Source organism: Erythrobacter sp. WG (assembly GCF_026586795.1).
Classification (GTDB): Bacteria; Pseudomonadota; Alphaproteobacteria; order Sphingomonadales; family Sphingomonadaceae; genus Erythrobacter.
Window position 1 is genome coordinate 22803 of sequence record NZ_JAPFGY010000018.1, and the last position, 14709, is coordinate 37511.

Sequence of the window (14709 nt, forward strand, 5' to 3'; positions counted from 1 at the left end):
CTGCCTAGCCCGATTGCACGTCATGGGCCGGCGCGAAGCGCACGGGGGCATAGGGAGCCGGATCGATCCCGGCGGTCATCGCATCGGCCCCCTCGCCGAGCACGATCTGCCGGGCGAGCCGTGCGGCGGCGGGCGCGGTCTGGATGCCGAACCCGCCCTGCCCTGCAAACCACACGAAGGACGGCTCTGCCGGGTCGGGGCCGTAGACCGGCAGGCGGTCGGGGGCGAAGCTCCTGAGCCCCGCCCAGCGGTGTTCGAGCGCGGCGATCCGCCAGTCGGTGACCGCCTGGAAGCGATCGATGGCCAGCGCGACGTCGAGCTCCTCGGGCGCGGCGTCGCACGGCTCGGAGGGGACCTCGTCGTGGGGGGACAGCCACAGGCGCCCGGCGTCGGGCTTGAAGTAGAAGCCGCCGTTCACGTCGATCACCAGCGGCAGGTCGGCAGGTGCGGGCGGATCGACGCGCAGGACCGCGACGGTGCGGCGCAGCGGGGTGATGCCGATCGGGCGCACCCCGGCGAGGCGGGCGATCTCGTCGGCCCATGCGCCCGCCGCGTTGACGATCCGTGCGGCGCGGAAGGTCTCGCCGCGCACGGTGGCGATGGTCCACACGCCGCCCTCCCGCCGCAGCTCGGCGACCCGGGCGCGGGTGACGGTGCCGACGCCCGCGCGCCGCGCCTGAGCGAGATAGTGCTGGTGGAGCCCGGCCACGTCGATGTCGGCGCAGGCCGGCTGGTGGAGCGCCTCGCTCCATTGCGGGCGGATATGGGGCACGCGCGTCCCCAGCGCCTCCGGGGCGAGGCGCTCGATCGTCACCCCGGTCCCGGCATAGCTCTGGCGGAAGGCGTCCATTGCCGCGCGATCTTCCGCCCGGCCGACATAGAGCGCGCCGCGCGGGGTGAGAAAGCCGTGTTGGGCAAGGTAGGCGCCCGAGGCGCGGGTCAGCGGGACGATGCCCGGGCCGCCGTAGCATTCCTCCCAGAACGCTGCCGAGCGTCCCGTGGCGTGGCGCCCGGGCGCGTCCTCGGCCTCGAGCAGGAGGACGCGGGCGTGGGCGGCAAGCTCGGCGGCGATGCTCGCGCCCGCCATGCCTGCGCCGATCACGGCGATATCGTGGATCACGGAGCCGGTGCCACCTTGTCGAGAAATTCGTCAATGCGGGCCATGATCGGCCCCCGCACCGCGTCGACCTCGCGCAGCACTTCGTGCGCGGCCTCGGGGCCGAGGGCGAGGAGCTCGCCCTGCGGCAGGCGGCGCGCGGCGGCACAGTTGGCGGGATGGCTGACCAGCCGGTCGGCGCTGGTCGAGATGACCAGCACCGGCACCGCGATGCTCTCCAGCGCGCCCGGCGCCTCGAGCATGATCCACGAGGCATAGGCGCGCTCGACCCAGCGCCAGCTGCCGGGGCCCATGGCGAGTTCGGGGCGGTGTTCGCGCCACCATTGCTCGTCGGCGTAGCGATCGGGGTCATGGGTGAGGAGGCTGGCGCGGGCCGCCGGCAGTTCGCCGGGCTTCTCGCTCCATTTCCACGCCGGGCGGGCCGGATCGCCGATACGGCACATGGCGCGCGCGACGCCATGGAGGAAGCCCAGCGGCAGCGGCGGGCCGTTGACGCCGGTCATCGGCGCGCTCAGCACCACCGCATCGGGGGCGATGCGCTTTGCGACCAGCGCGCGCAGCACCAGGTGTCCGCCCATCGAATGCGCGGCGATGACGTGGGGGCCGGGGGTTTCGGCGGTCCATTGCGCCCACAGCTGCGCCAGATCGTCGATCCATATCGCGAAATCGGCGACATGACCGGTCACATCGTCCCTCCCGAGCCGTCCCGAACCCGCCTGCCCGCGCCAGTCGGCGGCGGTGACGCGCCACCCGGCGCGGTGCCATTCCTCGAGCGTTTCGAGATATTTCTCGTAGAAGTCGCCGCGCCCGGGGAGGAACAGGATCGATCCGCGCGCAGGCGTGCCGCCCGGCCAGTCGATGCGGCGGATGGGGTGCCCGTCGGCGGCGTGCCAGACGCTTTCCCGGGCAGCGGCGGGAATCGCGCGGCGATCGATCGCGGGACGGGCGACCACGTTCATCGCCCGGTCTCGCCGCGCGGGAATCGCGGCTCGGGGATCGTGGTTACTATTTGGTAAGTCATAACCTGTAGCAGTGTCCCAAAGATGGACGGCCGGCGCATGGGGCGCGGCCTTGCCGGGGGCACGAAGTCGATGAATTCCATTTCCTACGGTCTGCTGATCGCCTTGGCAATCGCGCTGCTGTTCGCCGCCTTCACCGATATCCGGCGGCGCCAGATCGACAACTGGCTGAACCTTGCCATCGCCCTTGCCGCGCCGGTGTTCTGGTGGTCGCAGGGGCTCTCGCTGTGGCCCGACGTGGCGTTCCAGCTGGGGATGGCGGCGGCAGCCTTCGCGGTCTTCGCCGCGCTGTTCGCCTTCAAGGTGATGGGCGGCGGCGACGTCAAGCTGCTCACCGCGCTCGCGCTGTGGATCCCGTTCTACGAATATATGCAGCTGCTGCTGATCATGGCGGTCACCGGCGGCGTGCTGACCATGATGCTGGTGTTCTGGCACGTCGCCCGCCGCCAGCGCGATCGCATCGCGGTGCCTTATGGCGTGGCGATTGCGGTGGGGGGGCTGTGGACCCTCGCGATCAACTATCTGCCGGCCGGGGCGCTCGCGGCGCAGGGCGCATAACCCGATCTTAACCAGTCAAGCCTTACGCCACACAACCATACCTGCCCGCTAACCATCTGAGGGCGTTTACGAGGGGGCTATTTGAGCCATGGATAGGAAGAAACTGGTTCTGTTGCTCGGTGCGCTGATCGTCGCGATCGGCACGGCCATCGCTGCGCGCACCATGTTCGCCGGAGGCACAGCCGCCCCCGCCGCCGAGGCTGCCCCGCAGCCGACCGGTCCCCGGGTCCTCGTCGCGAAGCGGGCGCTGCCTGCGGGCACGATCATCACCGCCGATGCGCTGGGCTTCCAGCCGTGGCCGCAGGAGCTGGTGCAGGACGCCTACTTCCTCGATGGCCAGGCCGACATGAACAAGCTGCTCGGCACGGTCGTGCGCTATCCGGTCACCGCCGGCGAGCCGGTCACCCAGGGCTCGCTCGTCGCGCCGGGCGATCGCGGGTTCCTGGCCGCCGCGCTCGGCCCGGGGATGCGCGCCGTCACGGTGCCCGTCTCGGCCACCACGGGGGTCGCGGGCTTCGTCTTCGCCGGTGACCGGATCGATCTGATGCTCGTCCAGAGGTTCGGCGAGAAGCGTGCCGACGGGAGCGAGGGCAACCTCGACGGCGGCGAGACCCTGCTCGAGAACCTGCGTGTTCTCGCCACCGACCAGGCGACCGAGAAGACCACCGACGAGAACGGCAAGACCGTCGTCAACGAAATCCGCACCGTCACGCTCGAAGTGACGCCGCGCCATGCCGAGCTGATCGCGATCGCCCAGTCGATGGGCACTCTGACGCTCTCGCTGCGCTCGATCTCGGACGGCCAGGGCTCGATCGACCGCGCGCTCGCCAAGAGCAGCGTCAAGATCCCCGAGAACGCCACGCCCGAAGAGGAAGAGCGGATCCTGAAGTCCGCCATGGGGGCGCCCCTGCGCGGCTCGAAAACCTTCCAGACCGCCGAGGAAGTGTCCGCCTTCTACCGTTCGATGGCCAGCAACAGCCGCCGGATGAGCAAGGAAATCGCCGCCTCCAGGGGCGCGCAGGGCACCTTCTCCGCCGGGCCGGCCGCCGCACCGGGCGCGTCCGCGCCCAAGGTCTACACCGGTCCCAGCGTCCGCGTGACCCGCGGCAAGGAGACCACCGAGGAGCAGGTCGCCACCGGCGCGAGGAGCATGGTCTCCAGCACGGCGCAAGGTATCGGCCGCGCCGGGAAGACCCTGCCCGCCGCCGGCGCGACGCTCGTCTTCTGAGGACCACAGGGATCATGCCGAGTTTCTTCGAGGGGGGCCAACCCATGACACGCAAGTTCAAGACCAAGCTGCTGGTCGCCGCGCTCGCCGCGGTGCCGATGGCAGCGATGCCGGCGGCGACCGCCACCGCGCAGCAGGTCGTCCGTCCGGCACAGGAAATCGTCCTGTCGATCGGCAAGGGCGAGCTGGTGACGGTGCCGGGCACCATGACCGACGTGTTCGTCGCCAACGACGCCATCGCCGACGTCCAGATCAAGTCGCAGCGCCAGCTCTACGTGTTCGGCAAGGCGGGCGGGGAGACCACCGTCTACGCCAGCAACGCGGCCGGCGACGTGATCTTCTCGGCCAACATCCGGGTGGGTTCCAACATCGGCAGCCTCGACCAGATGCTGGCGATGGCGATGCCCGAGGCCAAGGTCAGCGTGTCGACGATGGGCACCAACACCGTGCTGCTGACGGGCACCGTGTCCGCCCCCGAGGACGCTGCCGAGGCCGAGCGCCTCGTCACCGCCTTCCTCGGCAAGGAAGCCAACGTCATCAGCCGGTTGCGCACCGCAACGCCGTTGCAGGTCAACCTCCACGTCAAGATCGCCGAAGTCAGCCGCAGCCTGCTGCGCGAGATCGGCGGCAACCTGCAGACCATCGACGCGTCCAGCGGCTTCCGCTTCGGCGTCGGCACCGGCCGGCCGATCGGCGGTACCGGCGGGTGGCTGTTCGACGGCCCACTGGGCGCCGGCAACAGCGTCGCGAACACCGCGCTGGTCCTGCCCGATGGCAGCCGCATCGTCGGCCCGGCGGTGGATTCGCGCGGCGGCACCTCTCTGGCTGGCCTCGGCAAGCTGTTCGGCCTGAATATGCTCGGCGCGCTCGACCTGTCGGAACGCCTCGGCCTCGTGACCACCATCACCGAGCCCAACCTCACCGCGCTGTCGGGCGAGACCGCGACCTTCCTGGCGGGCGGCGAGTTCCCGATCCCGATCTCGCAGGGCCTCGGCAACGTGGCGATCGAGTTCCGGCAGTTCGGCGTCAGCCTCGCCTACACCCCGACGGTGCTGTCGAACGGCCGCATCTCGATGCGGGTGCGCCCGGAAGTCTCCGAGCTTTCGAGCCAGGGCGCGATCACGCTGAATGGCTTCCAGGTCCCGGCGATCACCACCCGCCGCACCGAGACGACCGTCGAGCTGGGTTCCGGCCAGAGCTTCATGATCGCCGGTCTGATGAGCGCCAGCTCGCAGAGCCAGATCGACAAGGCCCCGGGCCTCGGCGACGTGCCGATCATCGGCAACCTGATGCGCAGCCGCCAGTTCCGCAAGGGCGAGACCGAGCTGGTGATCGTCGTCACCCCCTATCTCGTGAAGCCGGTCGACCCCAAGGACATCAAGCTGCCGACCGACGGCTATCATTCGGCCAACGAGCTCGAACAGCTGCTCGGCTTCCAGAACAACGCCGGCCGTTCCGGCGAGCAGCGCCCCGGCCCGACCGCCGCGCAGCCCGACGCGCCGCCGCCGCAGGTGAGCGCCGTCGAGCCGGCGGCGATCGTCCCGGTCCAGCCGGAACCGCAGCGTCAGGCGGAACGCAAGAGCCGCAAACCCGAACGTGCCGCGCGCGCCCCGGCGCCGGGCTTCAGCCTCTAAGGTGAGAAAGGTGACCGTGATGCCTTATGCACGACAAATGAAGCTCGCCTCGGCGCTGGCCCTCGGCCTGGCCCTTGCCGGCTGCGGCGGAATGCCGACCAACACCTCGCTCTATTCGGTCAAGCAGCCGGTGGTCGAGCGGTCCAACATGACCCTCGACGTGGCGATCGCGCCGGGCGGGATTCCGATCTCGGAGCAGCAGCGCATCGCCGGCTGGTTCGAAACGCTGAACCTGCGCTACGGTGATCGGATCGCGATCGACAACCCCACCCAGAATCCGGCGGTGGCGAACGCGGTGCGCGAGCTTGCGGCGCGCTACGGGCTGATGATCGCCGATGCCGCGCCGGTCACCCCGGGCTATATCGAGCCCGGCCAGGCGCGTATCGTCATCACCCGCGCCAGCGCCAACGTTCCGGGCTGCCCCGACTGGTCGGCCAAGTCCGACTCGAACTACACCAACGGCGTGAGCCCCAATTTCGGCTGCGCGACCAACAGCAACCTGGCTGCGATGGTCGCCGATCCGCAGGACCTGCTGGAAGGCAAGAAGGGTTCGGGCGAGACCGTGATCGCCACCTCGAACAAGGCGATCTCGACCTATCGCGAGATGGAGCCGACCGGCAAGGCCGGCCTCAAGATCGAAACCCCCGGCGGCAACGGAGGAGGTAACTAAGCCATGAATGCACCCTGGAAATCGGGCCTGCCCGGCAACCGCGACCCCTTCTCGGCCTATATCTGCGACGATGCCGCGCTGGATGTGATCCGTCCGGTGGTGATCGAACTCGGCTGGCAGCCGGAGAAGTGCAACAAGGGCGGCCTGCGCAACGCGGTGCAATCGCTCTCGGTCAGCGCCTCGCCAGCGATCCTCATGGTCGACCTGTCGGAGAGCGGCGATCCGCTGAACGACATCAACGCGCTTGCCGAGGTGTGCGAACCCGGCACGGTGGTGATCGCCGTCGGCCAGGTCAACGACGTGCGCCTCTACCGCGATCTGCTCTCGAGCGGGATCCACGACTACCTCCTGAAGCCGCTGTCGCCCCAGGCCGTGCATGACGCCCTGAACCAGGCGCTGGCGGTGTTCATGAGCCCCAAGGCGGGCGATGCCGATGGGGCCAAGCGCCACATCTCGACCGCCGTGGTGGGCACCCGCGGGGGCGTGGGCGCCTCGACGCTGGCGACCTCGCTCGCCTGGCTGTTTTCCGAACAGCACAAGGCGCCGACCGCGCTGCTCGACCTCGACGTGCACTTCGGCACCGGCGCGCTCGCGCTCGATCTCGAGCCGGGCCGCGGCCTCACCGACGCGATCGAGAACCCGAGCCGCATCGACCCCCTGTTCATCGAACGCGCGATGGTGCGCGCCGGGGACAACCTGTCGATCCTCTCGGCCGAAGCCCCGATCAGCCAGCCGCTGATGACCGATGGCAGCGCCTTCGTGCAGCTCGAGGACGAGTTCCGTCAGGCCTTCGAGATGACGGTCATCGACCTGCCGCGCAACATGCTGATCAACTTCCCGCAGCTGCTGGCGGACGTGAACCTGGTGGTGCTGACCTGCGAGCTCACCCTCGCCTCGGCGCGCGACACGATCCGGCTCTTGTCGTGGCTCAAGTCCAACGCGAGCCACGCGCACCCGATGGTCGTCGCCAACAAGGTGCAGCCCGGCGTCGCCGAGATCAGCAAGGCCGATTTCGAGGCCTCGATCGAGCGCAAGGTCGATTTCGTGGTGCCCTACGACATCAAGGCGGCCTCCAACGCGGCCAAGCTCGGCCAGGTGTTCGTCGATGCCAACCGTTCGAGCAAGGCGACCGCGGCGATGCGCCAGATCGCCGAGCGGGTGATGGGCGTGAGTTCCGATGACGTGGCGGCGGGCGGCGGCGAGAAGAAGTCGCTGCTGGGCAACTTCGATCTGAAGTCGCTGGTCGCCAAGAAGAACAAGGCGCCCGCCGAACCGGCGGAATAAGGGCGAGCGGCACGGCAAGGGGCGGCTCTCCGCGCCCCCCAGGCGAAAACTGAGCAGGAATAGGCGGCATGGACTTTCTCCAGACCCTGATCATCACGCTGGCGATCTTCGCCATGCTCGTCTTCGGCTACCTGCTGATCACCGGGTCGGGCGCGTCCAAGGCGCAGAAGCGCCGGATGCAGGCGGTGCGCTACCGCCACTCCGAAAGCCTCGATGCCAAGGTCGACGCGCAGTTCAAGCGCGCCATCGCCGCCCGCAAGCCCAAGACCTACAAGGTCGCAGGCTCCGGCTCGCGCGCCGAGGCGCTGGCGATGCGGCTCAACCGCACCGGCAAGAGCTGGACGGTCAATCAGTACCTCTACGCCACGATCGGCCTGATCGTGGCGGTGGCCGGGCTGACCTTCAGCCTCTCGGGCGCGCCGCTGCTGTCGCTCGGGGTCGGCGCGGTGGTCGGTGCGGGGCTGCCGCACCTGGTGGTGAACTACCTCATCAACAAGCGCACCAATGCCTTCATCAACAAGTTCCCCGACGGCATCGAACTGCTCGTGCGCGGCCTCAGGTCCGGCCTGCCGGTGACCGAGACGCTGCAGATCGTCTCGCAGGAAGTGCCCGGGCCCGTCGGCTTCGAATTCAAGACGGTGATCGACCGCATCAAGGTCGGCAAGACCATGGAGGATGCGCTTCAGGACACCGCCGACAAGCTCGGCATCGCCGAATTCAACTTCTTCACCATCACCCTCGCCATCCAGCGCGAGACGGGGGGCAACCTTGCCGAGACGCTGTCGAACCTTGCCAACGTGCTGCGCCTGCGCGCGCAGATGAAGCTCAAGATCCGGGCGATGAGTTCCGAATCCAAGGCCTCGGCCTACATCGTCGGCTCGCTGCCCTTCCTCGTGTTCGGCGCGATCATGTTCATCAACCCGGAATACATGAGCCAGTTCTTCATCGACGACCGCCTGATCGTCGCCGGCCTCGGCGCGGGCGTGTGGATGGGGATCGGCGTGTTCATGATGGCCAAGATGATCAACTTCGAGATCTGAGCGCGGGGGGACAGGAACCATGATGAACCAGCCTCAAGGCCCGATGCTGCTCGGCTTCGATGTCATGGTGGTCGGCACCGTGCTCGCCGGCCTCGCCGCCTTCGCGGTGATGCTCGCGATCTATGCCGCCGTCACCATCCGCGATCCGATGGCCAAGCGCGTGAAGGCGCTGGAGGCGCGGCGCGAACAGCTCAAGGCCGGGATCGTCACGGCCTCATCGAAGAAGCGCACCAGCCTGGTGCGCCGCACCGAAACCACCGACAAGGTCAAGGACAGCCTCGGACGCCTCAACGTCCTCCAGGAAAGCCAGGTCAAGTCGATCCAGCAGAAGCTGGCGCACGCGGGCTACCGCAACAAGGAACTGGCGGTCATCATCATCGGGATGCGCGCGATCGCCCCGCTGGTGATCGGCGGCGCGATGGGCCTGCTCATTTACGTCGTCGAGTTCTGGCCCGACTGGGGCCCGATGACCCGCCTGTTCGCCTTCGCGATCAGCGTCTTTCTCGCCTACAAGGGCCCGGAACTCTACCTCAGCAACAAGGCGACCAAGCGCACCAAGGAAATCCAGAAGGGCCTGCCCGACGCGCTCGACCTGCTGGTGATCTGCGCCGAGGCGGGCCTTACCGTGGACGCCGCCTTCAACCGCGTCGCCAAGGAACTGGGCCGCGCCTATCCCGAGCTGGGCGACGAATTCGCCCTCACCGCGATCGAGCTGTCCTTCCTCAACGAACGCAAGCACGCCTTCAACAACCTCGCCTACCGCGTCAATCTCGAAGCGGTGAAGGGCGTGGTGACGACCATGATCCAGACCGAACGCTACGGCACCCCGCTCGCATCCGCGCTGCGCGTGCTCTCGGCCGAATTCCGCAACGAGCGCATGATGCGCGCCGAGGAAAAGGCCGCGCGCCTGCCCGCGATCATGACCGTGCCGCTGATCGTGTTCATCCTGCCCACGCTGTTCGTGGTCATTCTCGGCCCGGCGGCCTGTTCGATCTCCGACAACCTCGTCAAATAGCTTCGTCGTCCGACCCGAGGCCAATCGGCACGACCAGGGGCCGGAGCGGGTTCAGACCCGCTCCGGCCCCTCTTGGTTGGCGGCACCCAGGCTGGTGGCGCGCTCGCGCAAGGCGCCCAGCAGGCGGCGCAGCAGCGCCTCCTCCTGCGGCGCGAGCCCGGCGAGAAGATCGGCCTCGGTGGCCCGGGCCAGCGGCATGACCTCGGCATGGATGCCCCGCCCCTCGCCCGTCAGCGCGAGGAGGTGCGATCGCCCGTCCTCCGGGTTCGGCACCCGCGCGACGAGCCCGCGATCCTCGAGCACCTTGACCGCGCGGTTGACAGCGACCTTGTCCATCACCGTCGCGGCGGTCAGCGCGCGCTGGGTCATGCTGCCCGCATCCCCGAGCACCGCCATCACCCGCCATTCCGCGATCTTCAGCCCGAAGCGCTTGCGATACCGCTCGGCGATCAAGCTGCTCACCGCGTTGGAGGCGACCGAGAGCTGGTAGGGCAGGAAACCCGCCAACTCGCCGGCGCCCTCGGCACCGTCATTCATAGGGGCGCTCGTCCCACCACGGGTAGAAATCGGGCATATCGGCGCTGACCTTGCCGGGGTACATCGGGCGGCGCTTCTCAAGGAAGCTGGCGATGCCTTCCTTCGCGTCCGCGCTCCGGCTGAGGCGGTAGATGGCGCGGCTGTCGATCTTGTGGGCTTCCATCGGGTGATCCGCCGCCGCGAGCCGCCACATCATCGCCCGGGTCATCGCGACCGACACGCCCGAGGTGTTGTCGGCGATCTCGCGGGCGAGGCTGTGCGCGGCGTGGAGGAGATCGTCGGGCGCGTGGACAGACCGGACGAGGCCGCCGGCCTTCGCCTCCGCAGCATCGAAGATGCGGCCGGTGTAGCACCACTCCAAGGCTTGGGCGATGCCGACGATGCGCGGCAGGAACCAGCTCGAGGCGGCTTCCGGCACGATCCCGCGCCGCGCGAAGACGAAACCGTAGCGGGCGTGGGCGGCGGCGAGACGGATGTCCATCGCCAGCTGCATGGTCGCGCCCACGCCGACCGCGACACCGTTGCAGGCGGAGATGAGCGGCTTCTTGCTCTCGAACAGGCGCAGGGTGAGGCGGCCCCCGCCATCGCGCACCCTGGCGTCGGACAGGTCGGCAACCTCGGTCGGATCGGAGAAGACGTGGCCCCCGCCCTCCGGCGTCAGGTCCGCGCCCGCGCAGAAGGCCTTCTCGCCAGCCCCGGTGAATATCACGGCGCGCACGGCATCGTCGGCGTCGATGTCGTCCATCGCCGCGATGATCTCCGCGCCCATGGTGCGGGTGTAGGCGTTCATCTTTTCAGGGCGGTTCAAGGTGATGGTGGCGATGCCGTCGGCCTTGTCGACGATGATCTGGGTGTAGTGGGTCATGGGCTCCCTCTCCTTCTTCCGGGACAGGTGATGCCATTTGGCGCGCAAAAGAAAACCCCCGCCGAAGCGAGGGTTTTCCTTGCGAGCGATTGGCGGGCCTTCGCGGGGCGGTGGCGGGGCCCAGACCCCTGCCAGACCCCTGCCAGACCCCCTCTAGACCCCCGCCAGCCCCCGGTCAGGGCGATGTTTCACGTGAAACACGGCTCAGCGCGGGGCCATCCGGATCGCCCCGTCGAGACGCACGTCCTCGCCGTTGAAATAGCCGGTCTCGATCATGCACATGGCGAGCTTGGCATACTCGTTCGGGATGCCGAGCCGCTTGGGGAAGGGCACGCTGGCGGCCAGCGCATCGCGCACGTTCTGCGGCGCAGCGGCGAGCAGCGGGGTGTCGAAGATGCCCGGCAGGATGGTGTTCACCCGGATGCCCTCGTTCATCAGATCGCGCGCGATCGGCAGGGTCATGCCGATCACGCCCGCCTTCGAGGCGGAGTATGCGGCCTGCCCGATCTGCCCGTCCTCACCCGCGACGGACGCGGTGTTGACGATCGCCCCGCGCTCGCCGTTCTCGTCGAGCGGGTCGAGGGTCAGCATCCCGGCGGCCGACTTGGCGATGCAGCGGAAGGTGCCGATCAGGTTGACCTGAATGACGAAATCAAAAGCGGAAATCGGGAAGTGTTTGATCGAGCCGTCTTCCTTGGAGCGGCTGGCGGTCTTGATCGCGTTGCCGATCCCGGCGCAGTTGACGAGGATGCGCTCCTGCCCGTGCGCTTCGCGGGCCTTGGCGAAACCGGCGTCGACGTCGGCGTCGCTGGTCACGTTGACCTTGCAGAACACCCCGCCGATCTCGGCGGCCATGGCGTTGCCCTTCTCCTCGTTCATGTCGAAGATCGCGACCTTGGCGCCCTTGGCGGCGAGCGCGCGGGCCGTGGCGGCGCCGAGGCCCGAGGCACCGCCGGTGACGACGGCGGGGGTATTGGCTGAAACTTCCATGATTGTCTGTCCTCTCAGGTGGGGGTGATCAGAGCGCCTCGATGATCGTGACGTTGGCGACGCCGCCGCCTTCGCACATTGTCTGGAGGCCATACTTCTTGCCGCGCGCGCGCAGGGCGTGGACGAGGGTCGCCATCAGCTTGGTGCCCGACGCGCCGAGCGGGTGGCCCAGCGCGATGGCGCCGCCGTTAACGTTGAGCTTGTCCGGGTCCGCCCCGGTGTGCTTGAGCCAGGCGAGCGGGACGGAGGCAAAGGCCTCGTTCACCTCGTAGAGGTCGATGTCGTCGATGCTGAGCCCGGCACGCTGGAGCGCCCTGTCGGTGGCGAAGAGCGGCTCTTCCAGCATGATGACGGGATCGCCAGCGGTGACGGTGAGGTTGTGGATGCGCGCGAGCGGAGTGAGGCCGTGGGCCTTCAACGCCGCCTCGCTGACCACCAGCACCGCCGAGGAACCGTCGCAGATCTGGCTCGAGGAGGCCGCGGTGATCGCCCCTTCCGGCGAGAGCAGCTTGACCCCGGCGATGCCTTCGAGCGTCGCGTCGAAGCGGATGCCCTCGTCCACGGTGTGGAGGGCCGCGCCTTCGGGCGTGTCGATCTCGATCGCCACGATCTCGCGCTCGAAGGCGCCGGCCTGGGTCGCGGCGATCGCCTTCTCGTGGCTCGAGAGGGCAAAGCGGTCGAGATCGTCCTTGGTGAAGCCGTGCTTCTTCACGATCATCTCGGCGCCCATGAACTGGCTGAACTGGATGCCGGGGAACTTCTCTTCGAGTCCGGGCGACTTGTAGTGCCCGAGGCCCTCTTTCATGTGCAACGTCGCGGTCGAGCCCATCGGCACGCGGGTCATGCTCTCGACACCGCTCGCGATCACCACGTCCTGGGTGCCGCTCATCACCGCTTGCGCTGCGAACTGGATCGCCTGCTGGCTCGATCCGCACTGGCGATCGATGGTGACGGCGGGGGTAGACTGCGGGAGCAGCTTCGAGGCCAGCACGCCCATGCGGCCGACCTGCATGGCCTGCTCGCCCGCCTGGCTGACGCAGCCGGTCACCACGTCGTCGACCGCCTTGGGATCGATCCCGCTGCGCTCGACCACGGCATCGAGCGACCTGGCGAGCAGATCGACGGGGTGCACCCCGGCAAGGCGACCACCGCGGCGGCCCCCGGCGGTGCGGACAGCTTCGACGATATAGGCAGTGCTCATGAACCTCTCCTCCTCGATAGCCCCATGAAAGGGCCTGGCCGGGCGAAATCGGTTGCGCTTCGCCACTTGCCTGGCGCCATCGCCTATGGGACGCGCAGCCTCAAATCAAGCGGGCAAAACGTCCTCCGGTGTAGCTCCATCATCTCGCGGGGAAGCGTGATGCGGCGGACGGTGCAGTACAGCGGGAACCCTTATCGCCCGTCAGCCACGGGCGTCCGAAATCTCGTAGAAGCTCTGTAACAGCCCCTGTTCCTCGATGGTGAGATGGGGGTTCCAGACATCGAAAATCAGCACGATACGCGGTTCGGCACTGTCGTTCCAGGCTTCGTGTTCGATCGTGTCGTCAAAGGCGAAAGCCTCCCCCTCGCGCCATTCGCGGGTCTCGCCGCCAACACGAAAGCGGCAGCCGCTCGGCACAACCAGCGGCAGGTGGACGATGGCCCGCGTATTGGTGACGCCGGTGTGCGGCGGGATATGCGCCTTGGGGGCGAGGATAGAGAAGAAGGCTGATGGCGCCTTGCCGGGGATGCGGTTGCGCGGCGCGGCTTCGAGCGCCGCAACAGTCTCAGGGCAACGGGCGCAGACCGCTTCATTCGGCTCGCCATACTCCCAGAGAAAGCAGGCGCTCCAGGCCAAGGAGTGATCGAGCGCCGACCACTTGTTCTGCGGTGTTCCGGGGTCTTGCCGGACGTAGGGGCGGATCGCCTCTCCGCCGTCACGCAGCAAGGCCAGCGCCTCCGCCCGGATGGCATCGGTCCGCGCCTCGATCTGATCCAACCAGGGGAAATGCTGGCGGTCGAAGAATTCGTCGGCGGGCAGGAACGGAAAGTAAATGCCGTGACACTCGTTCTTGTAGATGGCCCGGCGCCCCAGAAGATGGTCGACGCAGGCCCCGAAGCGGCGACCGGCGGTACCGAGCCTCGCCAGTTCCGCGCCGAGCGCCTCGTCCAGCGCGCGCGCCAGTCGGTCGTTGTGCTGCGCCAGAAAGGCCTGTCCACGCCTGAGCGCATCGGCAACGCCGGGCGGGCGGTCCTGCATGGAAAGCGCCATCTGAACGACTCCGCTCCACCCTTGTGCCGCCTTGGCCGTCCGCCCGCATCGCTGGTCGAGTTCGGCCATGCGAAGGTTCGCCATGAAGTGCAGACGATCGAGCGACAGGGCGCGCTCCAGTGCGTCTGCCTCGCCTGCATCGTCGCCGAGCAGACGATGCGCCGCCGCAAGGTTCATCCACAGGGCGGGCTCCTTGCTGTCCGCTTGCGCTGCTGCCGCGAAGAAGTTTCGCGCGCCCGCGCCGTCCTGATCGGAAAGAGCGCGAACGCCTCGTGCGTTCAAGGCGCGCGGATCGCTGGGCGCAATGCGCAACGCAGCGTCGAGGTGACGCAGCTCATCACTGCGGTGACCGGCTTGGCGTGCGCGCAAGGCGGCGGAGAGTTCGGCGTCCAGCGGGGATTGGCGGTCAGGCATTTTCACCGTCTAGCGGAGGGCAGTCAGCCCACGCAAGCCACGGCTTGTCGCACGAAAGGAAAGGGAGCGGCCTTTCGACCGCTCCCT

Annotated in this window: 14 protein-coding genes; 7 read left to right on the top strand and 7 right to left on the bottom strand. The window is 68.3% G+C overall.

Translation table 11 applies throughout. The features are described from left to right. Window positions 1-4: 4 nt before the first annotated feature. Window positions 5-1120, bottom strand: a complete 1116-nt coding sequence (locus OPU67_RS10425) for an NAD(P)/FAD-dependent oxidoreductase (protein ID WP_267619475.1) — start codon at window positions 1118-1120, stop codon at window positions 5-7. Continuing rightward, window positions 1117-2076, bottom strand: coding sequence for an alpha/beta hydrolase (locus OPU67_RS10430; protein ID WP_267619476.1), 960 nt, complete (start codon window positions 2074-2076; stop codon window positions 1117-1119). Before OPU67_RS10430 ends, OPU67_RS10425 begins: the two co-directional genes overlap by 4 nt. 84 nt (window positions 2077-2160) lie before the next feature. On the opposite strand from OPU67_RS10430, the gene OPU67_RS10435 reads away from it, so the two are divergent. The 7 genes from OPU67_RS10435 to OPU67_RS10465 all read left to right on the top strand — a co-directional run bounded on the left by OPU67_RS10435 (window position 2161) and on the right by OPU67_RS10465 (window position 9565). Beyond that, complete coding sequence (locus OPU67_RS10435) at window positions 2161-2694, top strand: A24 family peptidase (RefSeq protein WP_420708999.1); 534 nt, start codon at window positions 2161-2163, stop codon at window positions 2692-2694. Window positions 2695-2782: 88 nt separating this feature from the next. Beyond that, window positions 2783-3922: a Flp pilus assembly protein CpaB gene (gene cpaB, locus OPU67_RS10440; protein ID WP_267619477.1), complete on the top strand. Its 1140-nt coding sequence runs from the start codon at window positions 2783-2785 to the stop codon at window positions 3920-3922. 44 nt (window positions 3923-3966) lie between these two features. Next, window positions 3967-5556, top strand: coding sequence for a type II and III secretion system protein family protein (locus OPU67_RS10445; protein ID WP_267619478.1), 1590 nt, complete (start codon window positions 3967-3969; stop codon window positions 5554-5556). Window positions 5557-5593: 37 nt separating this feature from the next. Continuing rightward, window positions 5594-6226 (top strand): CpaD family pilus assembly protein, encoded by a 633-nt coding sequence (locus tag OPU67_RS10450; protein ID WP_267619479.1) that lies wholly within the window; start codon window positions 5594-5596, stop codon window positions 6224-6226. A gap of 3 nt (window positions 6227-6229) precedes the next feature. Continuing rightward, entirely contained in the window at window positions 6230-7510 is a 1281-nt protein-coding gene (locus OPU67_RS10455) for a pilus assembly protein CpaE (RefSeq protein WP_267619480.1), read from the top strand. A gap of 68 nt (window positions 7511-7578) precedes the next feature. Then, complete coding sequence (locus OPU67_RS10460; RefSeq protein WP_267619481.1) at window positions 7579-8550, top strand: type II secretion system F family protein; 972 nt, start codon at window positions 7579-7581, stop codon at window positions 8548-8550. Window positions 8551-8569: 19 nt separating this feature from the next. Further along, window positions 8570-9565, top strand: coding sequence for a type II secretion system F family protein (locus OPU67_RS10465; protein ID WP_267619482.1), 996 nt, complete (start codon window positions 8570-8572; stop codon window positions 9563-9565). Between the two features lie 51 nt (window positions 9566-9616). Here OPU67_RS10465 and OPU67_RS10470 read toward each other — a convergent pair whose 3' ends face one another. From OPU67_RS10470 to OPU67_RS10490, 5 genes are all read right to left on the bottom strand, one after another. Continuing rightward, entirely contained in the window at window positions 9617-10102 is a 486-nt protein-coding gene (locus OPU67_RS10470; RefSeq protein WP_267619483.1) for a MarR family winged helix-turn-helix transcriptional regulator, read from the bottom strand. Beyond that, entirely contained in the window at window positions 10095-10967 is an 873-nt protein-coding gene (locus OPU67_RS10475; protein WP_267619484.1) for a crotonase/enoyl-CoA hydratase family protein, read from the bottom strand. Before OPU67_RS10475 ends, OPU67_RS10470 begins: the two co-directional genes overlap by 8 nt. A gap of 204 nt (window positions 10968-11171) precedes the next feature. Further along, window positions 11172-11957, bottom strand: coding sequence for an SDR family NAD(P)-dependent oxidoreductase (locus OPU67_RS10480; RefSeq protein WP_267619485.1), 786 nt, complete (start codon window positions 11955-11957; stop codon window positions 11172-11174). A gap of 28 nt (window positions 11958-11985) precedes the next feature. Then, entirely contained in the window at window positions 11986-13158 is a 1173-nt protein-coding gene (locus OPU67_RS10485) for an acetyl-CoA C-acetyltransferase (protein WP_267619486.1), read from the bottom strand. Window positions 13159-13359: 201 nt separating this feature from the next. After that, window positions 13360-14622 (bottom strand): aspartyl/asparaginyl beta-hydroxylase domain-containing protein, encoded by a 1263-nt coding sequence (locus tag OPU67_RS10490; RefSeq protein ID WP_267619487.1) that lies wholly within the window; start codon window positions 14620-14622, stop codon window positions 13360-13362. Window positions 14623-14709 lie beyond the last annotated feature (87 nt).

Excerpts from the sequence above, each read along its gene's own strand:
- OPU67_RS10430 (WP_267619476.1), bottom strand. The coding sequence starts at position 2,076 with ATGAACGTGGTCGCCCGTCCCGCGATCGATCGCCGCGCGATTCCCGCC.
- OPU67_RS10435 (WP_420708999.1), top strand. The coding sequence starts at position 2,161 with ATGGACGGCCGGCGCATGGGGCGCGGCCTTGCCGGGGGCACGAAGTCG.
- cpaB (WP_267619477.1), top strand. The coding sequence starts at position 2,783 with ATGGATAGGAAGAAACTGGTTCTGTTGCTCGGTGCGCTGATCGTCGCG.
- OPU67_RS10445 (WP_267619478.1), top strand. The coding sequence starts at position 3,967 with ATGACACGCAAGTTCAAGACCAAGCTGCTGGTCGCCGCGCTCGCCGCG.
- OPU67_RS10450 (WP_267619479.1), top strand. The coding sequence starts at position 5,594 with ATGAAGCTCGCCTCGGCGCTGGCCCTCGGCCTGGCCCTTGCCGGCTGC.
- OPU67_RS10455 (WP_267619480.1), top strand. The coding sequence starts at position 6,230 with ATGAATGCACCCTGGAAATCGGGCCTGCCCGGCAACCGCGACCCCTTC.
- OPU67_RS10460 (WP_267619481.1), top strand. The coding sequence starts at position 7,579 with ATGGACTTTCTCCAGACCCTGATCATCACGCTGGCGATCTTCGCCATG.
- OPU67_RS10465 (WP_267619482.1), top strand. The coding sequence starts at position 8,570 with ATGATGAACCAGCCTCAAGGCCCGATGCTGCTCGGCTTCGATGTCATG.
- OPU67_RS10470 (WP_267619483.1), bottom strand. The coding sequence starts at position 10,102 with ATGAATGACGGTGCCGAGGGCGCCGGCGAGTTGGCGGGTTTCCTGCCC.
- OPU67_RS10475 (WP_267619484.1), bottom strand. The coding sequence starts at position 10,967 with ATGACCCACTACACCCAGATCATCGTCGACAAGGCCGACGGCATCGCC.
- OPU67_RS10480 (WP_267619485.1), bottom strand. The coding sequence starts at position 11,957 with ATGGAAGTTTCAGCCAATACCCCCGCCGTCGTCACCGGCGGTGCCTCG.
- OPU67_RS10485 (WP_267619486.1), bottom strand. The coding sequence starts at position 13,158 with ATGAGCACTGCCTATATCGTCGAAGCTGTCCGCACCGCCGGGGGCCGC.
- OPU67_RS10490 (WP_267619487.1), bottom strand. The coding sequence starts at position 14,622 with ATGCCTGACCGCCAATCCCCGCTGGACGCCGAACTCTCCGCCGCCTTG.